Here is a 23111-nt window from a genome sequence, read left to right on the forward strand (position 1 = left end):
CGTTTCGAGTTAGGAGGGCACGGCCTGGTGGAAGACAAGGGGAGGAGTCTCATGCAGCGAGCGTTTTTCGTCCTTGTGGTGGGGATGCTGGCTTTTGCCCCGCCGGGGCAGGCGAGGGCCCAGGCGTGCTTCGAGCGGGCGGCGCTGCTCGGTCATGCGGCGCGCCTGGCCGATGACCGCTATGAAGGCCGGGCCACGGGGACCGGCGGGGGGCGTGCCGCCCGCGACTACATCCGGGACACCTATGGAAAACTCGGGCTGAAAGCCTTCGGGACGTACGTCCGGCCCTTCACCTTCACCGCGCGAGACGGCCGGGACGTCGAAGGGTTCAACGTGGTCGGTTTCATACCCGGCACCGAGCGCCCCGACCTCTTTCTCGTGGTGACGGCGCACTTCGATCACCTGGGCATCGTGGACGGTCAGATCTATAACGGTGCGGACGACAACGCCTCCGGGGTGGCCGCGCTGCTGGCCGCCGCCGCCTGTTTCACGGCACAGCCGCCCCGGCACTCGATCCTTTTCGCAGCCCTCGACGCCGAGGAGCAGGGCCTCCGGGGGGCCGAAGCCTTTCTCGCCGAACCGCCCGTGCCGCGCGACCGGATCGTGCTCAACGTCAACCTCGACATGGTCGGCCGGGGCGACAAAAACGAGCTGTTCGCCAGCGGCACCTACCACTACCCCTTCCTGAAAACCTTTCTGGAACCCGTCGGGGCACGGAGCGCCGTGCGGCTTCGCTTCGGGCACGACCGCCCCGAAGACGGCCACGACGACTGGACGTTCGCCTCCGATCACGGCGTCTTTCACCGGCACGGCATCCCCTACGTCTACTTCGGCGTCGAAGACCATCCCGACTACCACAAGCCGACGGACGATTTCGAGGCCATCCCGCAGGATTTCTTCGTGAACGCGGTCGCCACCATCGTCGATGCCCTCCGCACCTTCGACGTCCGGCTCGGGGAGGTGCGCCGGCACGCGCTCGGTGCCGAGTGAGCCCTCATGTTGCAGGTCAGCGCGCTCTTCGTCTATCCGATCAAGTCGACCCGGGGCCGGGCGCTCCGGCAGGCGACGGTCGAGCCGTGCGGGCTCGCCGGCGACCGGCGCTGGATGCTGGTGAATGCCGGCGGTACGGCGGTGACGCAACGGGAGGCGCCACGCCTGGCCCTCGTCGAGGCCCTGCCGGAGCCGGACGGCCTGCGTGTGGTGATCCCCGGCCGGGATCCGTGCTTCGTCCCCCGGCCACCGCGCGAGGCGGCACGCGTGACGGTGCGCATCTGGGGCGACCGCGTCCCGGCCGCCCCGGCCCCCGGCGACGTGCACGCCGCGTTCTCGGCGTTTCTCGGGCGGCCGGTCCGGCTCGTCCACCTGCCCGGGGACGTGGTGCGCCCGGTCGACCCCGCCTATGCCGTCGGGGCAGACCGGGTCAGCTTCGCCGACGGCTTTCCCCTGCTGCTGGCTTCCGAAGCCTCGCTGGCCGAGCTGAACCGCCGCCTGCCCGACCCCCTGCCCATGGACCGCTTCCGGCCCAACCTGGTGGTTGCGGGAGGACGCCCTTTCGAGGAAGACACGTGGAAGAAGATTCGTGCCGGTGAGGTCACGTTTCACGTCGTCAAACCGTGTGCGCGGTGTGTGGTCACGACCATCGACCAGCAGACGGGCCTCCGGGGCAAGGAGCCGCTGCGCACCCTGGCCACGTTCCGCCGCCGGGAGGGCAAGGTGCTCTTCGGGCAAAACCTCATTCCCGAGGGGCCCGGCGTCGTCCGCGTCGGGGATCGCGTCGAGGTACTGCACCGCGCCGGGTGAAGAAACGGGGGCGCGGGCAATGGTCCGGCCCGGCCCGTTTTATAGAAAAGGGGATGGTTCGGAAGGGGCTATAAAACCCCGGCTTTCAAGCCGGCGGATAAGGCGATGCGGCGTGTATGGACGCGTCACGCGTCCTACGCCGCGATACATCGCCCCTGGACCCCCTCCGTTTCCCGTGAGGGAGTTCTCCGCCGTCTGTAGACGGCGGTACGGCTGAACGGGAACCTTACAGACACTATGGTAGGTGTTGTAACTATGCCAGAGGTGATGCGAACATATCGTTACCGGGCTTACCCGAACGCCGAGCAGAGAGAGAACCTCGCCCGTACGTTCGGCTGTGCCCGATGGGTGTACAACTGGGGCCTTGAACGACGTACCAACGCCTACTACGGAGAGGGCAAAAGCCTCACCTACAACAGCCTCGCTGTTGAACTCACGCAGCTCAAGAAACAGGAGGAGACGCGGTGGCTCGGGGAGGTAAGCGCCGTCGTCTTGCAACAGAGCCTCCGCAACCTCGAACGGGCCTTCACCAACTTCTTCGAGAAGCGGGCGGGCTACCCGTCGTTCAAGCGGAAGAGCGGGAAACAAAGCGCGACCTACGCCAGCAGCGCCTTCCGCTTTGACCCAAAAGCGATGACGCTCACGCTGGCGAAGCAGAAGACGCCGCTCAAGATCCGATGGAGCCGGAAGCCGGAGGGCGAGGTCGTCAAAGTGACGGTCACGCTCGATCCATCGGGTCGCTACCACGTCTGCCTGCACTGCCGGTGCAAGGTAGAGCCGCTGCCGCCCGCCGATCCGGGCGGAAAGACAGGTAAGAGCGTCGGCGTCGATCTCGGGCTCAATGACGTGGTGGTAACAAGCGAAGGGTTCCACAGTGGCAACCCGAAGCACCTCCGCCGCGCCTACCGCCGCCTTCGTCGGGTGCAGAAAGCTCTCAGCCGAAAGCAGAAAGGGAGCAACAACTGGGAAAAGCAGCGCCGAAAAGTGGCGAGGATCCACGCCCGTATCGCTGACCGGCGCAGCGACTTCATCCACAAGCTCACGACCGATCTTGTCAAGAACCACGACGTGATCGCTGTCGAGAGCCTTGCGGTGAAGAACATGATGAAGAACCGCCATCTCGCCCGCTCCATCTCGGGAGCCGCGTGGGGCGAGATTGTACGCCAACTCGAATACAAGTGTGAGTGGTACGGGCGTACACTCATCAAGGTGGATCGCTGGTTCCCCTCCTCGAAGCGGTGTAGCGCCTGCGGGCACGTCCGCGAGACGATGTCCCTCGGCGTGCGTCGCTGGACCTGCGAGGAGTGCGGCACCGAACATCAGCGCGATGAGAACGCGGCGGAGAACATTCTGGCGGTCGGAGCGACCGTGGCAGCCTGTGGAGACCTGAGTAAGACCAGAGCAGCAGGCGATGTATGATCGCCTATTCAGTTGCATGGCGTCGGTCGATGAAGCAGGAATCTCCCGTCTTTAGACGGGGGAGGCTCAATTCTTGGTTAAGGATCTTTTCAGGAAGCAAGGGTTTTCCTTAAATTTGGCCGCGTGTGTGCGCGCTCCGTGAGCGGAAAGGGCGATCTCGGATCGCCCGTCGTGCACGTGCGGCATACATCCCGGATCGGATCTAAACAGGGAGGAGACGCCTTCAGGACCCTGCTCGACGACATAGGATCGGGAGCCATCGACCGTGTGTCGTGCCGGTTCGTGCTGCGAAGAAGTAAGCAGGCGGGAGGGGAGGTGGCGGCATGAACGGTCATGTGCTCGTGCTCAACCAGGACTACCGGGCGCTGACGGTTTGCAGCGTGCAGCGGGCGGCGGTGCTCGTCATTCTGCAGAAAGCGGAGCTCGTCGAGGCGATGCCGGAGCGTTACCTGCGCTCGCCCGGCTTCCGCCTGCCCTGGCCCAGCATCGTCCGCCTGAAGGCCTACGTGTCCGTGCCCTACAAACGCATCCTGCTCACGCGGAAAAACATCCTCCGGCGCGACCATTTCCGGTGCCAGTACTGCGGGAGCCGGGAGCGCCTGACCATCGACCACATCCTGCCCCGCTCGCGGGGGGGGCCGGACACCTGGGAAAACCTTGTGGCGGCCTGTGTGCCCTGCAACAACCGGAAGGGGAACCGGACGCCCGAAGAGGCCGGTATGTCGCTGCGGCGCCGGCCGTTCCGCCCCAGCCACGTCATGTTCATCCGCGATTACGTCGGCACCGTGGACGAGGCCTGGAAGCCCTATCTCTTCTTGAAATAATCGTCGTTTCGGCGGAACGCCCTGCCCGTGAGGCGTAGCAAGGGACAGGCGATCTGAGAGCGCACGTGCGATTTCAGGTCGCCCGGGGTGCCGGTTGCGTGCGTGGCCGGCCCGGCCGTATGATCCGTTTCCCAGCCCGGAAGATCCCGTGGTTTCCCGTTCTGCGCTGCTCGTGGCCCGGCTGCTCTGGGGCGTGCCCGTCCTGCTGTTCCTGCTGGCCGGCTATCAGGCCAAGGTGGCCCGTGATCTCCGGCACACCCTGGACGAAGGCATGCCCGCCCGGGCCGAGGTGACCGCCTACCACCGCGTCGACCGGAAGGACGTGACGCATGCCGAGGTGAGCCTGCGTGTTCGCCTGGCCGGCGGGGCCGTGCTCGAGAAACGGCAGCTCGCCCTGCCCTACTCGCTGGCCTTCCTGGTCGAACGGGACACGCTCGACGTGCGGGTGTTGCCGGGGGCGGATCAGGAGGTGGTCATCACCGAGATCGCCGCCACGCAGGCCCGCATCGCCCGGATGAACGCGGCGATGAGTTTCGTCGCGTTCCTGCTCTTCGGCGCCGGGGTCTTCTGGTGGAACCGGTATCTCCGGCGACGGGGCGACCCGGCACGCAGGAGCGCGGCCTGAGGGGCGAGGCGCGCCCTTCAACGTGCCATCGGGCGGACGGGTGTCGTCGGCTCGTCGGGATAGAGGTGGCCGACCCACTCGGTGTACCCGTTGAAGAGCTGTGTCGGGACGCGGCGCACATCGTCCAGGCTCGCCATGAACCGCTCCGAGGCCTGGCTCCAGCGCGGGTGCGGGATGTTCGGGTTGACGTTCGAGAGGAAGCCGTATTCGTTCGGCTGCAGGTCGTTCCAGAACGTCGGCGGCTGGCGGTCTACGAACTCGATCCGGACGAACGCCTTCGGCCCCTTGTAGCCGTACTTCCAGGGAAGCACCAGGCGGAGGGGGGAGCCGTTCTGTTTCGGCAGGGGCTCGCCGTACATGCCGGTGGCGACGAAGGCCAGCTCGTTCACGGCCTCGTCCATCCGGAGCCCTTCGTAGTACGGCCAGGGATAGAACGATTTCGAGGCGGCCAGGCCGGGCATCTGCTCGGGCCGGTTGAGGCAGACGAACCGGACGTGGGTGGCCTTCGAGAGCGGCCGGCACTGCTCGATGAGCTTGCGCAACGGGAAACCCGTCCAGGGAATCGTCATCGACCAGGCCTCGACGCAGCGGAAACGATAGAGGCGCTCCTCCAGGGGCATCCGGCGGATGAGGCCGGCCACATCCAGCGTCAAGGGCTTCTCCACGAGGCCCCGCACCTCCAGCGTCATCGGGAATGGTTCGTAGGCACCCGTTACCGGCCAGACGTTTTTGAGGTCCGCCGTGTTGTTCTTGAACTCGTAGAAGTTGTTGTACGAGGAGGCGGCGAGGCGGTCGGTGATCCGGCGCTCCGGTACCGTGAAGCGGGGGTTGCGCGTGGCGGGGAGGCCGTCGCGCGGGGCGCTGGCGGGGATCGTGTCGAGCGGGCCGTCCGGTCCGGGGAGGACGTGGCGGCGGGCCGGCTCCGAGGTACAGCCCGGAAGGGCGGGACCGGCGACGAGGGCGATGCCGCCCAGGCCCAGTTGCCGGATGAAGGCGCGGCGGTTCCGGTAGGCCGCCGGGTCGGTCACGTCCCGTTCACGGGCCTGCCAGCCGGGAGGAAGGATCAGATAGGCCATCGGTGTGCAGGTCGAAGCGGAGGATGGTACGGACGTGAGGGTAGGACGCACCAGCGGCCTTCTTGTTACCGCCTCGAAGAAGATGTTGTGGAGATTGAAAGGATGGGGATACAGGACCGGCAGGGAGGAAGACCGGAACGAACCGCCGGCCGGGCGCGGCGTATAGTCCCGTGTCGCCCGTTCCTTGGACGTCTGTTCCACGACTGTTGGGGGTGCCCTGTCTCGTGGCAGGGCTGAGATCATACCCTTGGAACCTGATCCGGATCATACCGGCGTAGGGAAACAGGAGCCGTGGTTTTGCCGCGGGGGCACCGGTGTGCCCCTCCGTGTGCGGGACCGTTCTGCCGCCAGACCGCCCTCATCAGTCACGATGACGGGCGGTTTTTTCGTTTTCTCCCCTTCACCATCCCCTTTTTCCCATGTTGACCTACAGGAGAACTTTGCGGCCGGTACCTGCTGCGTTCTGGATCGCGGGGCTACTGTGCTGGGTGCTGGGGCCGACGGCGGTTCCGGCGCAGCCTGCCACCGTGCACGGCTTCGTCGCCGACGAGACGGGAAGGCCACTGGCCGGCGCCAGCGCGGTGCTCATGGACGCCGCCACCGGGCAACAGCGCTACGGCACGGCGACCGGGCTCGACGGTACGTTCCGGCTCGAACGGGTGCGGCCCGGTGCCTACCGCCTCGCCGTCACGTTCGTCGGGTACGCGGCGCACGAGGAGCCGGTCGAGGTGGCCGGCGGGGCGACGCTCGAGGTTCGCGTCCGGCTGGTGGCCACGGCGATCCCACAGCCCGAGGTGGTCGTGACCGAGACGCGCGCGCGCCCCGGCCTGACCCCCATCACCTACAGCAACCTGACGGCGCGTGACCTGGAGGTGCAGCCCGCCATGAAGGACCTGCCGGTTCACCTGGCAACGCTGCCCTCGATCACCTACTATTCCGAGAACGGCAACGGCATCGGCTATTCGTACCTGCGCATGCGCGGCTTCGACCAGCGCCGCCTGGCTGTGGCGATCAACGGCGTGCCGCAGAACGACCCGGAGGAGCACAACGTCTTCTGGATCAACTTCTTCGACATCGAAGGTTCGGTCGAAGACATCCAGGTGCAGCGCGGGGCCGCTTCGGCCTTCTATGGCCCGACGGCCATCGGCGGCGCCATCAACATCGTGGCGATGCCCTACCGGCCCTATCCGTACGCCGAGGTGGAGCTCGGTTACGGCACGTTCGACACGCAGCAGTACAGTGTGGAGGCCAACACCGGCCTGCTCGCCGACCGCTTCATCGTCTACGGGCGTTTCAGCCGCCTGCGCTCCGACGGCTACCGCGACTGGTCCTGGACGCGGTTCACCCGCTTCTTCGCCGGGGTGCGCTACCTGACCGAGAACGCCACGTGGACGCTCCAGGCCTACGGCGGCCCCCAGCGGGACGGCCTCGCTTTTTCGGGCATCCCCAAGGCCGCCAACAAGGAGGCCCTCCCGGACGGCTCGGGCGGGGTCATCGACCGGCGCTACAACGCCAGCGCCTTCTCCGGCGACGTGGAGGACTTTCACCAGCCGCACGTCGAACTCCACCACGAGTGGCGCCTGGCCCCGGACTGGCGGCTCAGCCAGGTGGCCTTCTGGATCCGCGGCATCGGCTACTTCGACTTCGACGGGTCGTTTCGCTCGGCCAACTACCTTCGCCTTCCCGACGGCTTCGTGCCCGAGGACCAGCGCGACCTGCCGCTGTTCATCGTAAAACCCGAGGCCTCGGTGTTCTTCCGCGCTTTTCTGGATCAGTGGCAGCTCGGCTGGATGCCCCGGCTGACACATGCACACGCCGGAGGGGAGACGACCTTCGGCGCGGAGGCCCGGCTGCACCGCTCGCTCCGCTGGGGCCGCATCCAGGAGGCGACGGGGCTGCCCGCACACCTCGTCGGGCCGGAAAACGATGTGCGGGTCTATTCCTTCCGCGGGGAGAAAGCCATCGTCTCGGCCTTCGTGAGCCATCGCTTTCGCCCGCACGCACGGCTGGCCGTGCAGGCCGACGCCCAGCTCACCTACCGGCACTACCGGATCTACGACGAGGCGTTCTTCGGGAACCGCTTCAAGAAGCCCTACGTGTTCTTCAACCCCCGCCTCGGGGTGACCTTCAATCCGGAGCGTCCTTTCAGTGCCTATGCGAGTGTGGCGCTGGCCGGCCGCGAGCCGCGCATGAAATCGCTCTACGACGGGGAAGAGGCCGGCGCCGGCTTCACCCCGCGGTTCGAGCGGCGACCGGACGGCTCGCTCGATGTGGATCGTCCCTTCGTCAAACCCGAGCACCTCGTCGACGTGGAGGCCGGCGTTGCGGTCCGGCGGCCGCGCTATCGCCTGGCGGCGAACCTCTTCTTCATGGACTTCCGCGACGAGATCGTGCCCAGCGGCGGGCTCGACCAGTTCGGCGTCCCGCGCACCGGCAACGCCGAGCACACCCGCCACGTCGGCCTCGAGGTGGAGGCGGCGCTACGCCTGGCGCCCGGCCTCGACCTGACGGGCAATGCCACCCTCAGCCGCAACCGGTTCGTCGCCTTCACCGAGTACGTCGTGCAGGAAGACGGGACGACCGCCGGGCGCGACCGCTCGGGCAACCCGATCGCCGGCTTTCCCGAGCAGACGGCCAACCTGGGGCTGCGTTACCAGCGCCACGGGCTGACGGCCTCGGTGCACGCCCGCTTCGCCGGCAAGCAGTACGTCGACAATACCGGCGGCCGCCTGCCCGATGGCACCCGCTCGCCGGAACGGGTGGTGGACCCTTACACGCTCGTGGATGCCTCCTTCCGCTATGCCTTCCCGGAAGGCTCTCCGTTCCGGGGGCTGGCGCTCGCCTTCGACGTGAACAACGTCTTCGACGGCAAGGTGCTGCTCTTCGGGAACGAAGGGTTCGGCACCCCGCAGTTCTTTCCGGCGGCCACGCGCCACGTGTTCGCCGGGCTGACGTATACGCTTCGCTGAGGAACCGCCGGATCCGTCGAGGTCCCATCGCCACACGGCCACGGGGGAACGCAGCTTCTCCCGTGGCCGTTTTTGTGTGCGCGAGCAACCTGAAGCCATTCCACCGTTGCCTCACATGCTGGTGCTTCGCAATGCCTATCTCGGCGCCGTCGCCGGGCTGATCGCCGGCAGCCTGGTGCTCGGGCTCGGCGGCAGGCTCCTGCTGGGGCTGCCCGTCGCCGCGGGTGCGGCGGATGCGTTCGGGGGCACGAGCACGTTCGAGATGGTCGTGGCCGGTGCGGTCATCGGCATCAGTGCCGGCCTCCTCTACGGGTTCGTGCTGTCGCCGGTGCGCGGGCCCGAGTACCTCAAGGGGGGCATCTTCGGGCTGCTGGTGATGGGCGCCGTGTTGCTTTTCTACCTCCGGGTGCCGGCCCTGGCCCGCCCGCCGCTCTGGTTCGTCTCGCTGATCGTCCTGGCCCTGCTCTTTGCCGGATTCGGCGTGGTCCTCGTCGCCTTCGAGCGGTGGCTCCGGCGATGGACGCTGGCCTGGACGGAGGCGGAGTGAGATCGTCCGTATTGTTGCCGAAGCAAAAGCCCGTGATGGAGACCAACCTGCCCGATGTGCTCGAAGTGTTGTATCAGGACGAACATTATGTGGCGGTGAACAAGCCGGCGGGGTTGCTGGTGCATCGGAGCCGGATCGCCCGGGATGCCGACCGGTTCGCGTTACAGATGGTGCGCGACCAGGTCGGGCAGTGGGTCTACCCGGTGCACCGGCTCGACCGGCCGACCTCCGGGGTGTTGCTCTTCGGCCTGAGTTCCGAGGCGGCGCGGCACCTGGGCCTCGCCCTGGCCGAGCGGACGGTGCGCAAGACCTACCTTGCCGTCGTCCGGGGCCATCCCGGGCCGCGCGGCCGGGTCGTGCGTCCCCTCAAAGAGCCGCGGGACGAACCCGTCGACGACGCGGAACCGGACGACCGGCAGTCGCGCCCGGCCGTGACCCTCTACCGCCGGCTCGCCGCCGTCGAGTTGCCGGTGGCCGTCAGCCGTTATCCGACGAGCCGCTATGCCCTGGTGGCCCTGCGCCCGCGCACGGGCAGGCGGCACCAGCTCCGGCGCCACATGAAGCACATCGCCCACCCCATCATCGGCGACCGCAAGTACGGCGACCCCCGGCACAACCAGTTCTTCGAGCTGCAGCTCGGGTGCCGCCGGATGCTGCTGCATGCACGCCGCCTGGCTTTCCGCCATCCGTACACCGGAGCCCCGGTGACGATCGAGGCCGGTCTGGACGACGGCTTCGCGACGGTGCTCGAACGGCTCGGCTGGGGACCGCTTCCATGTTGAGACGGGCCCCGCCGGGAAACCCGGGTGGAGAGACCGGGTATCAGCGCACGTGGATTCCAGAGAAAGCCCTGCCATGCGGTCCCTGAACGCGTTCCAGCTACCCCGCTACCGGACAGGCACCCGGTGGCTCGCCATCGGATGCCTGGGCCTGCTCATGATGGCCGGCTCACGCCCGGCAACGGCGCAGGAGTTCAACTGCCGGGTGAGTGTCAACTACCAGAACCTCACCGGGTCGGACTTCTCGTTCCTGCAAGACCTTCAGCAGGCCGTCAGCGAATACCTCAACCAGCGAAGCTGGACCGAAGACCGCTTCCTCGACCACGAACGCATCGACTGTTCTTTCTCCATCTTCTTCCAGGAGGCCGTGAGCCTCTCCAGCTTTCGCGCCCGGCTCGTCATCGCACTGAGCCGGCCCATCTACGGCACGAGCGGGCAGACGAACGTCGTCCAGATCAGCGACGAGAACTGGCGGTTCGACTACACACGCGGCACCCCCCTGATTCATGACATCGACCGCTTCGACCCCCTGACCTCGGTGCTCGATTTCTACGCGTACCTGCTGCTCGGCTACGACTACGACACCTTCAGCTCGCTCGGCGGGACGAAGTATTTCCAGCAGGCCCGCCTGATCGCCGAGCTGGCGCGCTCGTCCGGCGCTCCCGGGTGGACCCAGCTCGGCGGAGATCGCAGCCGCGGCGAGTTGATCTCCCAGATCCAGGACCCCCGCTTCCAGCCGCTTCGCCAGGTCTATTTCGATTATCACTTCAACGGGCTCGACCTCTTCACGTCCGACCCCGACCGGGCCCGCGCCAACATCCTGGGGGTGCTCGAAACCCTGCGTGAGATCAACCGGGACGTGTCGCGGGCCTACGTGCTCGACCTCTTCTTCTCGACGAAATTCCAGGAGCTGGCGGCGGTCTTCGAGGGATCTTCGCTGCGTACCCAGGCCTATGACCTGCTGGCCGAGCTGGATCCGTCCCACCTGAACGAGTACAACAAGCTCGTGCAGTGACGGTCCGGGCGAGCGGGGCGGCAGGAGGGCCGGGCGAGGAGGGCCTCGGGGAGGTGGAGGCGGGCGCCCGGCGGTTGATGGGCGAACTCGGCCTCCGGCACCTGGGCGCTTCCCTTTTCAGTCTCGGCTGGACGTTCGGCTTCGACCGCGCACGCCGCCGGCCCGGCTGCTGCCGGTGGCGGCGGGGCGAGGTGCCCCTGAAACGCATCACCCTGTCGAAGCATTTTGCGGCGGCGCTGGGATGGGCGGGGATGGAAGCCGTGATGCGGCACGAGATCGCGCACGCGCTGGACTTCGAGACGCGGGGCCGCAGCGGGCACGACGATGTGTGGAAGGCCTGGGCCCTGCAGTGCGGGGCCGAGCCGACGCGATGCTACGAGGGCGACGAGCCGGCCGGGGCCGCCGCCCCCTACCAGGGCACCTGCCCCTCCTGCGGGGCCGTCTATCCTTTCTACCGCCGCCTGAAACGGCCCCGGGCCTGCGGGGCGTGCTGCGACCGGTATAACGGCGGGCGATATGCTGCGGCCTTTCGGCTCGTGATCCGCAGACGCTAGAGGACCACCGATGGAGGACTGGATCGACGTCGGCGAGCAGGTGCCCGAAGAGGCGGTGACCGTCTGCATACGCCTGCGCGGGCAGGTCCGCACGGGCTATTACCGCATCCGGGACCGCTGGTACTGGATCGGCGACCTGGACCGGTGGCAGATGAACACGTCCCCCTACTGGGCCGAAGACCGGGCCTGGTATCTGAATACGGAGGAAATCGAGGGCTGGCGCGCAGAGACGGAACCGGCCGGCCCGGCACCGTAGATCCCGGCCGGTACGCTTCACCGGCGTGTGCCGGCCGCGCCTTCGGGGAGCTGGGCGCTGAGCACCTCGATCAGGGCGCGAACCCGGGCCGGGGCATGCATGGCAGACTCCGGCAGCTCTCCTTCCGAGAGGGCGACGTTGAGCGATTCGAGCGCCACGATCACGGCGCGGATCATGGCGTCGGTACCATCCAGTTCCGCCAGGTCCAGCAGGGCGTTGACGGCGTCTTCGAAGACGTGAATCAGGGGTGTTTCGCTATGCATGAGGGCACCGGATACTGCCTGCGCAGGGACCGCGTTACGGCCTGTCCTGCGAAAGGGGAGGCGTGGGTTGGCGATGATTGGGAAAACGATCCGGCAAACGCACATTTCCCGCGGCATGCAACGCCGCGGGCGTAGGCCGGATTGCGTTCCGGGCCTCCAGCGATTGGAGGCCTGGCGATGGTGCCTCGTGCGTGTGCCGGAGGACCTCTACGGGCTGCGGACCACGCACGACAGACCGGTTGAAAACGGGGGTGCGAAAGGGGGGATTCGAACCCCCACGGGTGTTACCCCACCAGATCCTAAGTCTGGCGCGTCTGCCGATTCCGCCACTTTCGCAAAACGATGTTTAAATATAAGGCGGCTGGGGATGGGGTTCCATGCGCGGGCGTTGAAGAAAAAGCCCGGCACAGGGCGGGGGCGGATCGGTTGCCCCTTGGAACTGCGGGTACGATCTTCGGTTAGCCCCCGACCGGTGTGCTCCACAACCGGGAGCGGTCCTGAACCTGTTGACGAATTCCGGTGGTTATGCAACGAAGCGTGGCCTTTCGTCTGGCTTTCCTGCTTTTCGTGGCCGGTCTGGCGGCCTGTTCGGCACCGAAAGAGACGGCCGTCGTCGTCGAGCGGGTGCCACGCCCCGAAAAGCCTCCTTCCACGGAAGACGCCGTCCCGGCGGCCCGCACCCGGACGCCGCTGACCCCGTTTCCGGCCGGCTACGATACGGTGCGTGCCCGCCCGTTCGACAGCGGGAAGATGTGGACCTTCGACAACCCGCCGCTCGACTACTTCGCCGGGGCCTACGGCTTTCGGCCGGATAGTGCCTGGCTGGCCCGGGCGCGCCTGGCCGCGCTGCGCTTCGGGGAGAACTGCTCGGCGGGCTTCGTCTCACCCCACGGCCTGGTGATGACGAACCATCATTGCGCCCGTGAACACGTCTCGGCCGTGAACCGCCCGGGCGAGGCGCTGCTGGAGAAAGGGTTCTATGCCCGTCGCCTCGAAGACGAACGCCGCGTCGAAGGGCTCTACGTGGATCAGCTCGTAGCCATCGAGGACGTCACGCGCCGGGTCGGTGCCTCGGAACGCATGGAGCCCCAGATGCGGCAACGCCTGGTCGAGGCCCTGCAGCAGCAGATGACGGCGGCGGCAAAGGCCCGGGATACGACGCTCCTGGTGCAGATCATCCCGCTCTACAACGGGGGCAAATATTCCGCCTATACGTTCCGTCGCTACCGGGATGTGCGCCTCGTCATGGTTCCGGAACTGCGCCTCGGCTTCTTTGGCGGCGCTCCGGACAACTTCGCCTATCCCCGCTACACACTCGACGTCGCCTTCTTCCGCGTCTACGATCCCGGGGGACGGCCGCTCTCGACCGACAACTACTTCCCGTGGAGCACCGAGGGCGCGAAGGAGGGGGAGGTGGTCTTTGCCATTGGCAACCCGGGCCAGACCAGCCGCCTCAGCACCGTCAGCCAGCTCAAGTATGAACGGGACTACGGCCTGCCGCAACGCCTGGCCGTGCTCCAGCGCCGGGCCGAAATCCTGGCGGACTACATCCGCGCCCATCCCGAGGAGGCCGATCGGTACCACCTCCACAATCCGTATTTCTCCATCCTGAACTCCCTGGAGGCGTTTCAGGGGCAACTGGACGGGCTGCGGGACCCCTACCTGATTGCCCGGCGCACGGCGGCCGAACGGGCCTTGCAGGCCGCCGTCTTCGAGAACGACTCGCTGCGGGCACACTACGGCGACGTCTGGGAACAGATCGAACTGCTCCAGAAATCGAAGCAGGCCACCTCCGAACAGGCACGCGCCCTCCTGTATTTCGGCAACCCGTCCCTGAGCTCGCACGTCCTCACCCGCGCCCTCTACGGTTACGTGCACGACCTGATGCAGCAGCGGGCCTTTCCTCCGGAGCGCATCCAGGCCGTCTACGACGAGGGGATCCGCCTCAAGGACTGGCCGCGGGAGCTGGAGGCGGCCTTCGTCGCCCAGCGGCTGAAAGAGTTGCTGGCCTATCTGGGACCGAACGACCCGACGATGAAGAAAATCCTGGGCGATCAATCGCCGGACAGCGTCGCCGCGCACCTGGTCGCCCGTACGGCCCTGGTCGACTCCGCAGCCTTCCGGGCCATGCTCGACAAACGGTTCCTCCGGAGCGGCGATCCGGTCGTTCCGCTGATCGAGGCCATCGCACCGCTCTATTTCACCCTGAACCAGCAGCTGGAAAACTTTCAGGAGCGGGAGAAGATGCTCAACGGCCGGCTGGCCCGGGCCCGCTTTGCCGTCTTCGGTACCGATTTCCCGCCGGATGCCTCCTTCTCGCTACGCCTCTCCGACGGGGTGGTCCGGGGCTATCCCTACAACGGGACGAAGGCCCCGCCCTTCACCACCTTCTACGGCCTCTATGCCCGGCATCATGCGTTCTTCGGGCGGCCGGACTGGATGCTGCCCGAGCTGTGGCTGGCACCCCACCCGGACTTCGACCCCGAAACGCCGCTGAACCTCGTCTCGACGAACGACATCGCGGGCGGTAGCTCCGGCTCGCCCCTCGTCAACCGCGACCTGCAGATCGTAGGGGTGGTCTTCGACGGCAATGCCGAGTCGCTTCCCAACCAGTACCTCTACACGGACGAGCAGGCCCGCACGATCTCCGTCGATGCGCGCGGTATCCTCGAAGCCCTCGACGACGTCTATGAGGCAGACCGGCTGGTGGCCGAGTTGCGTTCCGGGCGGCTCGTGCCGTCGGAGGCGGAAGCGGCCCTGCCCGGGCGGGATTAACCGGCGGCTGCGTGGGCGGCGGCAACGGCTTCGACGACGGCCGGGGTCACCTCTTCGATGGAATGGAGGGCGGCGAAGCGCCCGGCCCCGTGCCCGCAGGCGACGAGCGGTACCGGGTGGCGGGTATGCGTGCGGGTGCTCAGGTCTTCCAGGTTGCCATGGTCGCTGGTGAGCAGGAGCAGGTCTTGCGAAGGATCGAAGGTTGCGAGCAGCCCGGACAGGAAGCGGTCGAGGGCCTGCAGGACGGCGGCGGCTTCGTCCGGGTTCTGCCGGTGGCCGGCCTTGTCGGTCAGGAAGTATTCGAAGAGGACGAGGGCGTGTTGCCGGCCGAGGTGGGCCAGCCGTCGCCCGGCTCCGGCTTCCGAAAGGGGCGGGACGTCATGCCCGAGCACGGTACGCCAGGTGATCCCGGTGAGGTCTGCCGTGAGGGCGCGTGCGTGCAGCACGTCGTCCAGGGTGCGGATGCGGAGGCCGGCGTCCAGGCAGCAGCGGGTCGTCACGGTCCAGCGTCCCCGCTTTTCGGCGGTCTCGAAGAAGCGGGGCGGGTAGGCGTTGACGAAGGCGGCCGGCTCGTCGTACGGGAGGCCGAGGCGGGTCAGGCGACGGAAAAGGTTGTGCCGGGCGAGGACGGGTTTGGTCCGGGAGTGGGGGTAGGGGCCGTAGTGGCGGCCGGCCACCCGGGCGCAGTTGATGCCGGTGAAAAGGGTGGCCTGCCCCGTGCCGCTCTGCGGAAGTCCCTCCACGCCGAGGGTGGCGTCGAGCGGCCGGAAGACGAGCGACGGGGTGGCGACGGTCTCCGCCCGGGCGGTCCAGCGCTGCCCGCCGGCAAGGCGTTCGAAGGCGGGCAGGTGGAGCCGGGCCAGCGGGTTGACGGCCGGGTCGGCCGTGCCCAGGCCGACGCCGTCGAGGAAAACGAAGTAGAGGTGCGGCATGCGGGTGTGACGGGAAGGGGTGCGGGTTGGAAGTCGGGGGGGAGGCCGGCAATGCGAGATTGGTCCTGCCCTTCGTGTCTCGCGGCAACCGGTGTTCCGGCTCCGTACCCTGGGGCGTCATCGAGGTGTGGCCGGAGCTAGACGCGGGCGGCCGTCGTGATCCACTCGAAATCGACGTGGCGGTGCAGGCGGTGCAGCGTTTCGGGGGGCGGGTGGTCCGGGTCCGGGATGCCGAAGACGGGGCGGCCGGCTTCGAGGGCCCACGTCATGGCCGCCCATTCGGGTGTCTGCGGGCGCGGCTCGAAGAAGACGGTGGCGCGTGCCAGCCCGGCGAGCAGCAGGGCCCGTTCCCGGTCGTCGTGGGGATAGGGGCCGTGATCCGGGGGGAAGGAGGAGCACAGGAGCCCGCCGGCCCGCACGGCGGCGGCGGCGACCGGCCGCATCGGGGCAGGGAGGCGAGCGAGGCCGCAGGCCGCCACCAGGATCGACGGGTGGGCGCCGGCTCCGCCCGCGGCCAGCTTGTGCACCACGACGTCGAACCCGTGGTCGATGCCGGCGGCCGGGACGAGCCCGCTCGCGCAGAGGTGCCGGACGAGGGCCTGGGCCGTCTCGAAGACCTCCTGGCGGAGGGGAGGGCGGGCGAAGAGGGCCACGGCGGGACGCACCAGCAGGGCCGTATCGCCGTAGGCATAGAGCAGGACCGGCCGGAGGCGGCGCGGCAGGTCCGCCAGTCCCGGCGGCCAGGGTGCTGCCGCCTCCGCACGGGCCGGTGCGAGCAGGGCGATGTGCTTCTCCTGCAAGGCCCGGAGCCGTTCCCCGGCAGCCTCCAGGTGGGGGCGCATGCGTGCCTCGTCGAACAGGAGGTCCACGAGACCGGCCGCGTTCGGCACTCCCTTCAGGCGGAAGAGCACCTGCTCGCGCGGGCAGCGCCGGAGCGCTTCGTAGGAGGCAAAGTGCTTCAGCAGCCGCCCGGCCGTCACCCGGCCGACGCCGTCGAGCGACAGCAGCGCAAGGGCGAAGGTAACCGTTTCGGACATAGGGCTTCGGGATGCGACGCGACGGGTGCCCGGTACACCGAAACGGCACCGGGCTCCGGAACTACTACAAGAAAGGTAGAAAAATCCTTACTTTGTGGCGCGTCGTAGGCGTTTCAGACAGGTGCTTATGGTACGGGGAACGATCCAGAAGCTGCGCCGGCTGTTCTCCAACGGGGAGAAAGACCAGCCGGAGTTTGCACTGGCGCTCAGCGGGGGCGGGGCCCGGGCGTCGTACCAGGTCGGGGTGCTGAAGTATATCGCCCGCGCCTTTCCCGAGGCGAACTTCGGCATCCTGACCGGGGTCTCGGCCGGGGCCATCAACGCCGCACATCTGGCCAACGATCCGAATCCCTTTCCCACCTCCATCGACAACCTCGTCGATAGCTGGAGCAACCTGCTCTCGGAGAACGTCTACGCCACCGAATCCAGCCTCAAATTCCTCTGGAACATCGTTCGGGACGTGGAGGAGAACGACCGGCACGGCTGGGTGGACACGTCGCCGCTGCGGGCCTACCTGGAGGAGAAGCTGCATGCCGAGGACGGCCGGCTCACGCACATCAGCGAGCGCATCCGGCAGGGCTCCCTCAAGGCGGCGGCCATCATCACGACGAGCTATTCGACCGGCCAGACGGTCGTCTGGGTGCAGGGGCGAGACATCGAGGCCTGGGAACGGCCGAACCGGGTCGCCATCCGCACGACCCTGACCGTCGATCACATCATGGCCTCTTCTTCGATCCCTTTTCTTTTTCCGGCCGTCCGCATCGGGGAGGCCTGGTACGGCGACGGCGGCATCCGCCTTTCGGCGCCGCTGGCGCCGGCCATTCATCTGGGAGCCGACCGCATCCTGGCCGTCTCGACCCGCTATGCCCGGAGCCGGCGCGAGGCCGACGAGCCGAGCGTCATCGGCTACCCCCCCACGGCACAGCTCATCGGCATCCTGATGAATGCCATCTTCCTCGACACGCTCGATCAGGACGCCGCCATGCTGGAGCGCGTCAACCGGTTGCTCGAAGACGTGCCGGAGCGCAGGCGGATGGGCCTGCGCCCCATCCGCCTGCTCCTGCTGCGCCCTTCACAGGACCTCGGCAAGCTCTCCGGCGAATACGAGCACGACCTGCGCGGGCCGCTGCACCTGCTGGCCCGGGCCTTCAGCAGCGACAAAACCAAAAGCCCGGACTGGCTCAGCATGCTGCTCTTCGACCGGGCCTACACCACCCGCCTGATGGAGATCGGCTATGAGGATGCGGCACGGCAACATGACCGCATCGCGGCTTTTCTGGATCGAAAGGCGACCTCTTTTGCCGCTTGATCGAAGAATTGTTGAAGTTGGTAAGATATTTGTCGTACCGTGGTGCGTTCGGGCCTGAGGAACGGCGGCAGCGGTCGGGCCGGTGCCTGCCGGCGTAGGGATGGATCAGCATCGGGGCCGACGGCGGCACCGGAGAAAATCGCCTGCGATGCGCTTCTACGCGCGTTTTACGTTGAAAATTGCGTCCTGTCTCGGAGATACGGTATCGGGCAGACCCCTGCCGCCCGGGGGGCCGGTCTGTCGTGCGGCAGGCGGCGACCGGGGGGCGGCAGGGGCCTTGCGGCACCGGCAGGCATCTCAAACTGAGATGGGCCGGTGGAGCACGCCTGCAGGGCGTATGCAGGTTTTGATGCGGGCCGGGATGTGGTGTGGGCTGGTGCCGGCAGTGGCCGGGGCGGAACGGCTCGCCGGGGTGCAGGGCAGCGCGGAGGAGCTTTTCTACCGGATCGGGTTCTACCTCTTGCTGACCGTGCTGGTGGGGTGGATCACGTGGATGCTCACCCGCCGGCGCTATGAGCGCAGGTTGCTGGGCCTGATGCAACGGCTGGCTTTTTTCCGGGCCCTGTGCGACGGCGCTTCCGAGGTGCTGCTCCTGCTCGACGGGGCACGCCGGATCCTCGAAGCCGGAGGGACGGTGCCGGCCGTGTTCGGGCGAATTGCCGGGTCTCTGCGCGGGCGCGACTTCGGGGAGATGGTGTCCCCGGACGACCGGCCCCGGCTTATGGAGGCCCTGCGCCGGGTACGCGAAGGAGCACACCAGCCCCTGGAGGTGACGGTGGCGGATGCCCCCGCCGGCCGGCTCCACCTGGACCTGAGCCCGGCCGAGGTGGAGGGACGGATCTACTTCGTGGTACGGTGCCGGCCCGTGTCCGAACCGACGGCTTCGCCTGCGCCGCCCGTCGCCGAGCGGGCGCAGGTGATCTCTTTCCTTTCACAGGTGGGGCACGAGCTCCGCACGCAGCTGACGGGGATCATCGGTTATGCCGACGTGCTCGAGCATGAACTGGCCGGGCGTCATCGGGAGGCGGCCCGGCTCATCGGGCGCAGCGGGCAACGGCTGCTGCGTATGGTGAACGAGATGCTCACGCTGGGCCGCCTGGAGGCCGGCCGCATGGTGCTTGAGCCGCAGGCGTTCGACGTGGCCGCCGAGGTGGTCGAAGAGGTGCAGTTGCTGCTGCACCTCGCCGAGGCGAAAGGACTTGGCCTGCACGTTCGCCGGCCCGTTCTGCCGGTGATGGCTACCCTGGACCGGGCCGCCTTCCGGCGCATTCTGGAAAACCTGCTCAGCAACGCCATCAAGTATACCCGGGAGGGCTACGTCGCCGTCGGCCTGGAGGTGAAGGAAGACCGGCTGTACCTCTCGGTACGGGACACGGGCATCGGCATCAGCCCCGAGTTTTTGCCCCATGTCTTCGACGAGTTTGCCCGGCAGACGGCCGGAGACAGCGGCGAAGAAGGCACCGGCCTCGGGCTGGCCATCACCCGGCGCCTCGTCGAACTGATGGACGGGCGCATCGAGGTCACCAGCCGGCCGGGTGAGGGAACGGAGTTTCTCGTGGAGCTCCCGCTGCACCTGCGCGTTCCACAGGCGCCTCCGGTCTCCGGTTGAACGCGTCTCCTGTGGGAACGCTCACACGGCCGCCGGGCCTTCCCCGGAAACGTTGGTTTCGAGGAAAGGGAACAGGGCATACACGTCGAGTTCCGTCCAGGGCTTCCCGTCGACGAGGACCGGGACCTCGTAGCGTTCGGCATAGTGCACGATGCGGTGGCTCAGCGTCGCGTACTCGGGGAAGAGGTGCGGGATCTCGAGGTGCCGGGCGTCCGCCCCGATGATGAGCAGGCCCTTGCGGGTCAGCTCCAGCCGCTGCACACAGGACCATTCGAGGCAGGTCTTGCGCCGGGTGTAGTCGTATCCGACGAGGTGACGGTCCGAGAGCTTGATACACCAGACGACCCGCCGCAGGCGCTGCAGCCGGCGCACGGCGACCACGGCCAGCGTCAGCCATGAGGAAGTGATCAGGCCGCCCGCAAGCCACGGCGAGACGACCCCGGCCCGTGTCGTCGCCAGCAACATGGCCGTCAGCCCGGCCAGCGTCATGGTGAGCGCCAGCAACGTGGCGGCTCGCCGGCGCGTGAGAAACTGGACGTCCTCGTTGTCGAAAACTTCGTACCAGTGTGACATGACCATCCGGATGCGTCGGGGGGGGATTATGTTAAAACGGTGTGAACCCAAAAAGTTCGGGTCGCCACAGAAGATTTCGACCGGAACGACCAGGGTTTAAGCGCCGGCGTTCCAGGGGGTTGGCCGGTTGGATGCCGCCAGCTCTAAAACGACGAGAGACGGGATCCAGGACTCCGGGGTCTCCGTGAAAGCTGGTAACATTTCAATAACACGCACGATGGTGAGGGAGGAACGCCCGCGTCCCATGAAAACCGATGGAAAGCCCCCCAAGCTCTATGTCATCGATCCGGTGGAGGAAAGCCGGGTGCCCTACCTGCGGGGTATCCTGACGCGTTCGTTGCAGAACGCCGGCCTGTCTTTCGAGGAGGCCTACGACGTGGCGAACGAGGTGCGGGAGACCCTCTGGGCCGAAGCCGACATCAAGCTGCGCGGTTCAGAGGCAGACATCACGGCCGACGAGCTCAAGCGCGTCGTGGCCGACTACCTGGAGCGAAAGGGGCTCGCGGCGGTTCGCGAGCGGTATATGCTCGTCAAGGGCAAGCCCGTCGTGATCCGGATCGAGGACATGGAGGGGCAACCGCAGCCGTTTTCGAAGGGCATCCTGGCCCAGACGCTGGAGACGTGTGCCCTGCCGGCCGAGCAGAGCTACCAGATCACCACCGAGATCGAGCAGGCGCTGATCCGGTCCGGGCGGACCCGGCTCACCTCGATGGAGCTGGCGGAGCTGACCTATCGCCACCTGCTCGACCGGGTGGGGCCGGAGGCGGCACATCGTTATCTGGTGTGGATCGAGTTTGCCCGGAGTGGCCGGGCACTGATCCTGCTCGTCGGTGGCACCACGGGCAGCGGCAAGAGCACCATCAGCTCGGAGGTGGCCCACCGGCTGAACATCGCTCGCATCCAGTCCACCGACATGCTGCGCGAGGTGATGCGCCTGATGCTGCCGCAACGGCTCTTGCCCACGCTGCACACCTCGTCTTTCAACGCCTGGCGCGTGCTGCCCACCCGGGGCGAGGAAGGAACCCCGTTCGAGCCGGACATGATCGACGGCTACCTGACGCAGGCCGAGCAGGTCGGGGTGGGCATCGAAGGGGTGATGAAGCGGGCCGAGCGCGAGAAGGTGTCGTTGATCCTCGAAGGGGTGCACCTGAACCCGATCCTGCAGCGCCGCCTGATGAAGGTCACCTCGGCGGTGGTGGTGCCGGTGGTGCTGGCGGTGCTCAAGAAGAAACAGCTGCGGAAACGGCTCCAGGGACGGAGCCAGCAGGTTTCGGGTCGCCGTCTCGAACCCTACCTGGAATATTTTGACGTGATCTGGCGGCTGCAGAACTTCATGCTGTCCGAAGCGGACCGGCTCCAGGTTCCGATCGTGACCAACGACGACAAGGACGAGACGATTCGTTCGCTGATGGAGATCATCTCCGACGCACTGGTACGCGAATACAAGGGGGATCCGGACGAGGTCTTTCGCAACCCCGCCGGGGCGAAGCGTTGAAGGGGAGCGGGCACCGTTGATAACGATTTGATAACATGCCGGCCGTCGTTCTTCGTAGTCCGTTGATATAACGGTGCCGAAAGAATGATAAATTACCGGCATAGCCCTGCGCGTCCGGTGCTCCAGGGCCGTTCGCAACCCACCAGCTTACGCCATACCGATCATGAACATCCTTTCTACCCGGAAACGCTTCGAAGCAGGTTCGTTTGCTTCCCTGTTCTTGCTGGTTTGCCTGGTGCTTGCCGGCTGCGGCTCGGGCGACGGGCCGGCCGCCGAGGGGCAACTCAGCGGCAGCGTGGCCGTCGACGGCTCCAGCACGGTCTACCCGCTGACGGAAGCGGTGGCCGAGGAGTTTATGAAGGTGCATCCCCGCGTGCGTGTGACCGTCGGCGTCAGCGGCACCGGCGGCGGCTTCTCCAAGTTTCTCCGCCGGGAGACGGACATCAGCAACGCCTCGCGTCCGATCAAGCCGAGCGAGCAGACGCTGGCCGAGCAGAACGGCGTCGGCTACATCGAACTGCCGGTGGCCTACGACGGCCTGGCCGTGGTAGCGAACCCGCAGAACGACTGGGCCGAGTGCCTGACGGTGGAGGAACTGCGGCGCATCTGGGAGCCGAACAGCACCGTCACCAACTGGAACCAGATCCGCCCGTCCTTCCCGGACCGGGAGCTGCACCTCTACGGCGCCGGTACCGACAGCGGCACGTACGACTACTTCACGGCGGCCATCGTCGGGGAGGAGGGCGCCAGCCGCACGGACTTCACCGCCAGCGAGGACGACAACGTGCTGGTGCAGGGGATCAGCGGCGATGTCAATGCGCTCGGCTTCATCCCGTATGCCTACTACGAGGAGAACACGGACCGGCTGAAGCTGCTCGGCGTCGACGACGGCAACCCGGACAACGGCGAGGGCTGCATCCTGCCCGACGCCGAGACGGTGCAGAACGGTACCTACCAGCCGCTGGCCCGCCCGATCTTCATCTACGTCCGGGCGGACCGGGCCGAGGATCCGGCGGTGAAGGCGTTCGTCGAGTTCTACCTGCAGAACGCCACGCAGCTGGCCCGTGAAGTGGGCTATGTGGCCCTGTCCGACGAGGCGTATGAGCTGGCGCTCGAGCGCTTCCATCAGGGCGTCACGGGCAGCATCTTCGCCGGCGAGGGGTCGCAGGTGGGCGTCCGCGTGCAGGATCTGCTGCGCATGGAGCGGGCCGCGCAGGAGGAGGCTCCGGCCGGTGAACAGTAAGCCCCGATCGT

At 67.2% G+C, this 23111-nt stretch carries 21 protein-coding genes, 1 tRNA gene and 1 riboswitch; of the genes, 16 read left to right on the forward strand and 6 right to left on the reverse strand.

Annotation, left to right across the window (positions count from 1 at the left end; all coding sequences use genetic code 11):
* Positions 1 to 51: 51 nt before the first annotated feature.
* From GQ464_RS15235 to GQ464_RS15255, 5 genes are all read left to right on the forward strand, one after another.
* The gene (locus GQ464_RS15235; RefSeq protein WP_166977238.1) at positions 52 to 990 is read left to right on the forward strand and encodes a M28 family peptidase; all 939 of its coding nucleotides are present in this window, start codon (positions 52 to 54) and stop codon (positions 988 to 990) included.
* 6 nt (positions 991 to 996) lie between these two features.
* Entirely contained in the window at positions 997 to 1800 is an 804-nt protein-coding gene (locus GQ464_RS15240) for an MOSC domain-containing protein (RefSeq protein WP_166977236.1), read from the forward strand.
* 267 nt (positions 1801 to 2067) lie between these two features.
* Positions 2068 to 3219, forward strand: a complete 1152-nt coding sequence (locus tag GQ464_RS15245; RefSeq protein ID WP_166977269.1) for an RNA-guided endonuclease InsQ/TnpB family protein — start codon at positions 2068 to 2070, stop codon at positions 3217 to 3219.
* A gap of 323 nt (positions 3220 to 3542) precedes the next feature.
* The gene (locus GQ464_RS15250; RefSeq protein ID WP_166977234.1) at positions 3543 to 4043 is read left to right on the forward strand and encodes an HNH endonuclease; all 501 of its coding nucleotides are present in this window, start codon (positions 3543 to 3545) and stop codon (positions 4041 to 4043) included.
* A gap of 148 nt (positions 4044 to 4191) precedes the next feature.
* Entirely contained in the window at positions 4192 to 4668 is a 477-nt protein-coding gene (locus GQ464_RS15255) for a DUF3592 domain-containing protein (RefSeq protein WP_166977232.1), read from the forward strand.
* 17 nt (positions 4669 to 4685) lie between these two features.
* Here GQ464_RS15255 and msrP read toward each other — a convergent pair whose 3' ends face one another.
* Complete coding sequence (msrP, locus tag GQ464_RS15260) at positions 4686 to 5744, reverse strand: protein-methionine-sulfoxide reductase catalytic subunit MsrP (RefSeq protein WP_166977230.1); 1059 nt, start codon at positions 5742 to 5744, stop codon at positions 4686 to 4688.
* 198 nt (positions 5745 to 5942) lie between these two features.
* Positions 5943 to 6042, forward strand: a riboswitch (TPP riboswitch).
* Positions 6043 to 6163: 121 nt separating this feature from the next.
* On the opposite strand from msrP, the gene GQ464_RS15265 reads away from it, so the two are divergent.
* The 6 genes from GQ464_RS15265 (at position 6164) to GQ464_RS15290 (ending at position 11864) form a co-directional block, all read left to right on the forward strand.
* Positions 6164 to 8713, forward strand: coding sequence for a TonB-dependent receptor (locus GQ464_RS15265; RefSeq protein ID WP_228350344.1), 2550 nt, complete (start codon positions 6164 to 6166; stop codon positions 8711 to 8713).
* A gap of 115 nt (positions 8714 to 8828) precedes the next feature.
* Positions 8829 to 9260: a hypothetical protein gene (locus tag GQ464_RS15270; RefSeq protein WP_166977226.1), complete on the forward strand. Its 432-nt coding sequence runs from the start codon at positions 8829 to 8831 to the stop codon at positions 9258 to 9260.
* Between the two features lie 35 nt (positions 9261 to 9295).
* On the forward strand, positions 9296 to 10042 hold the full coding sequence (locus GQ464_RS15275) for a pseudouridine synthase (RefSeq protein WP_166977267.1): 747 nt from the start codon (positions 9296 to 9298) through the stop codon (positions 10040 to 10042).
* 73 nt (positions 10043 to 10115) lie between these two features.
* Complete coding sequence (gene porD / locus GQ464_RS15280; RefSeq protein WP_166977224.1) at positions 10116 to 11054, forward strand: type IX secretion system protein PorD; 939 nt, start codon at positions 10116 to 10118, stop codon at positions 11052 to 11054.
* Complete coding sequence (locus GQ464_RS15285; RefSeq protein ID WP_166977222.1) at positions 11051 to 11608, forward strand: SprT-like domain-containing protein; 558 nt, start codon at positions 11051 to 11053, stop codon at positions 11606 to 11608. Before porD ends, GQ464_RS15285 begins: the two co-directional genes overlap by 4 nt.
* Before the next feature lie 10 nt (positions 11609 to 11618).
* The gene (locus tag GQ464_RS15290; RefSeq protein WP_166977220.1) at positions 11619 to 11864 is read left to right on the forward strand and encodes a hypothetical protein; all 246 of its coding nucleotides are present in this window, start codon (positions 11619 to 11621) and stop codon (positions 11862 to 11864) included.
* 17 nt (positions 11865 to 11881) lie between these two features.
* Here the strand turns inward: GQ464_RS15290 and GQ464_RS15295 are convergent, their stop codons facing one another.
* Both GQ464_RS15295 and GQ464_RS15300 read right to left on the reverse strand, forming a co-directional pair.
* The gene (locus GQ464_RS15295; RefSeq protein WP_166977218.1) at positions 11882 to 12127 is read right to left on the reverse strand and encodes a hypothetical protein; all 246 of its coding nucleotides are present in this window, start codon (positions 12125 to 12127) and stop codon (positions 11882 to 11884) included.
* Positions 12128 to 12379: 252 nt separating this feature from the next.
* Positions 12380 to 12463: transfer RNA gene (locus tag GQ464_RS15300), tRNA-Leu, on the reverse strand.
* Between the two features lie 189 nt (positions 12464 to 12652).
* On the opposite strand from GQ464_RS15300, the gene GQ464_RS15305 reads away from it, so the two are divergent.
* The gene (locus GQ464_RS15305) at positions 12653 to 14902 is read left to right on the forward strand and encodes a S46 family peptidase (RefSeq protein ID WP_166977265.1); all 2250 of its coding nucleotides are present in this window, start codon (positions 12653 to 12655) and stop codon (positions 14900 to 14902) included.
* Here GQ464_RS15305 and GQ464_RS15310 read toward each other — a convergent pair.
* Together GQ464_RS15310 and GQ464_RS15315 are read right to left on the reverse strand one after the other, a co-directional pair.
* Complete coding sequence (locus GQ464_RS15310) at positions 14899 to 15834, reverse strand: peptidase (RefSeq protein WP_166977216.1); 936 nt, start codon at positions 15832 to 15834, stop codon at positions 14899 to 14901. The two genes, GQ464_RS15305 and GQ464_RS15310, sit on opposite strands and share 4 nt — an antisense overlap.
* 137 nt (positions 15835 to 15971) lie before the next feature.
* Positions 15972 to 16871, reverse strand: a complete 900-nt coding sequence (locus tag GQ464_RS15315) for a DNA-processing protein DprA (protein WP_166977214.1) — start codon at positions 16869 to 16871, stop codon at positions 15972 to 15974.
* Positions 16872 to 16998: 127 nt separating this feature from the next.
* On the opposite strand from GQ464_RS15315, the gene GQ464_RS15320 reads away from it, so the two are divergent.
* Positions 16999 to 18180, forward strand: coding sequence for a patatin-like phospholipase family protein (locus tag GQ464_RS15320; protein ID WP_166977212.1), 1182 nt, complete (start codon positions 16999 to 17001; stop codon positions 18178 to 18180).
* A 337-nt stretch (positions 18181 to 18517) separates the two neighbouring features.
* Positions 18518 to 19789 (forward strand): sensor histidine kinase, encoded by a 1272-nt coding sequence (locus GQ464_RS15325; protein WP_166977210.1) that lies wholly within the window; start codon positions 18518 to 18520, stop codon positions 19787 to 19789.
* A 21-nt stretch (positions 19790 to 19810) separates the two neighbouring features.
* Here the strand turns inward: GQ464_RS15325 and GQ464_RS15330 are convergent, their stop codons facing one another.
* Positions 19811 to 20362: a hypothetical protein gene (locus tag GQ464_RS15330; RefSeq protein WP_166977208.1), complete on the reverse strand. Its 552-nt coding sequence runs from the start codon at positions 20360 to 20362 to the stop codon at positions 19811 to 19813.
* Positions 20363 to 20606: 244 nt separating this feature from the next.
* On the opposite strand from GQ464_RS15330, the gene GQ464_RS15335 reads away from it, so the two are divergent.
* Together GQ464_RS15335 and GQ464_RS15340 are read left to right on the forward strand one after the other, a co-directional pair.
* Positions 20607 to 21857, forward strand: coding sequence for a hypothetical protein (locus tag GQ464_RS15335; protein WP_166977206.1), 1251 nt, complete (start codon positions 20607 to 20609; stop codon positions 21855 to 21857).
* A gap of 163 nt (positions 21858 to 22020) precedes the next feature.
* Positions 22021 to 23100: a PstS family phosphate ABC transporter substrate-binding protein gene (locus GQ464_RS15340; protein WP_166977204.1), complete on the forward strand. Its 1080-nt coding sequence runs from the start codon at positions 22021 to 22023 to the stop codon at positions 23098 to 23100.
* Positions 23101 to 23111 lie beyond the last annotated feature (11 nt).

The sequence above is a fragment of the Rhodocaloribacter litoris genome, assembly GCF_011682235.2.
Classification (GTDB): Bacteria; Bacteroidota; Rhodothermia; order Rhodothermales; family ISCAR-4553; genus Rhodocaloribacter; species Rhodocaloribacter litoris.

Excerpts from the sequence above, each read along its gene's own strand:
- GQ464_RS15245 (WP_166977269.1), top strand. The coding sequence starts at position 2,068 with ATGCGAACATATCGTTACCGGGCTTACCCGAACGCCGAGCAGAGAGAG.
- GQ464_RS15265 (WP_228350344.1), top strand. The coding sequence starts at position 6,164 with ATGTTGACCTACAGGAGAACTTTGCGGCCGGTACCTGCTGCGTTCTGG.
- GQ464_RS15235 (WP_166977238.1), top strand. The coding sequence starts at position 52 with ATGCAGCGAGCGTTTTTCGTCCTTGTGGTGGGGATGCTGGCTTTTGCC.
- GQ464_RS15270 (WP_166977226.1), top strand. The coding sequence starts at position 8,829 with ATGCTGGTGCTTCGCAATGCCTATCTCGGCGCCGTCGCCGGGCTGATC.
- GQ464_RS15320 (WP_166977212.1), top strand. The coding sequence starts at position 16,999 with ATGGTACGGGGAACGATCCAGAAGCTGCGCCGGCTGTTCTCCAACGGG.
- GQ464_RS15275 (WP_166977267.1), top strand. The coding sequence starts at position 9,296 with ATGGAGACCAACCTGCCCGATGTGCTCGAAGTGTTGTATCAGGACGAA.
- GQ464_RS15310 (WP_166977216.1), bottom strand. The coding sequence starts at position 15,834 with ATGCCGCACCTCTACTTCGTTTTCCTCGACGGCGTCGGCCTGGGCACG.
- GQ464_RS15315 (WP_166977214.1), bottom strand. The coding sequence starts at position 16,871 with ATGTCCGAAACGGTTACCTTCGCCCTTGCGCTGCTGTCGCTCGACGGC.
- GQ464_RS15335 (WP_166977206.1), top strand. The coding sequence starts at position 20,607 with ATGAAAACCGATGGAAAGCCCCCCAAGCTCTATGTCATCGATCCGGTG.
- porD (WP_166977224.1), top strand. The coding sequence starts at position 10,116 with ATGCGGTCCCTGAACGCGTTCCAGCTACCCCGCTACCGGACAGGCACC.
- GQ464_RS15340 (WP_166977204.1), top strand. The coding sequence starts at position 22,021 with ATGAACATCCTTTCTACCCGGAAACGCTTCGAAGCAGGTTCGTTTGCT.
- msrP (WP_166977230.1), bottom strand. The coding sequence starts at position 5,744 with ATGGCCTATCTGATCCTTCCTCCCGGCTGGCAGGCCCGTGAACGGGAC.
- GQ464_RS15250 (WP_166977234.1), top strand. The coding sequence starts at position 3,543 with ATGAACGGTCATGTGCTCGTGCTCAACCAGGACTACCGGGCGCTGACG.
- GQ464_RS15325 (WP_166977210.1), top strand. The coding sequence starts at position 18,518 with ATGCAGGTTTTGATGCGGGCCGGGATGTGGTGTGGGCTGGTGCCGGCA.
- GQ464_RS15305 (WP_166977265.1), top strand. The coding sequence starts at position 12,653 with ATGCAACGAAGCGTGGCCTTTCGTCTGGCTTTCCTGCTTTTCGTGGCC.
- GQ464_RS15295 (WP_166977218.1), bottom strand. The coding sequence starts at position 12,127 with ATGCATAGCGAAACACCCCTGATTCACGTCTTCGAAGACGCCGTCAAC.
- GQ464_RS15330 (WP_166977208.1), bottom strand. The coding sequence starts at position 20,362 with ATGTCACACTGGTACGAAGTTTTCGACAACGAGGACGTCCAGTTTCTC.
- GQ464_RS15240 (WP_166977236.1), top strand. The coding sequence starts at position 997 with ATGTTGCAGGTCAGCGCGCTCTTCGTCTATCCGATCAAGTCGACCCGG.
- GQ464_RS15290 (WP_166977220.1), top strand. The coding sequence starts at position 11,619 with ATGGAGGACTGGATCGACGTCGGCGAGCAGGTGCCCGAAGAGGCGGTG.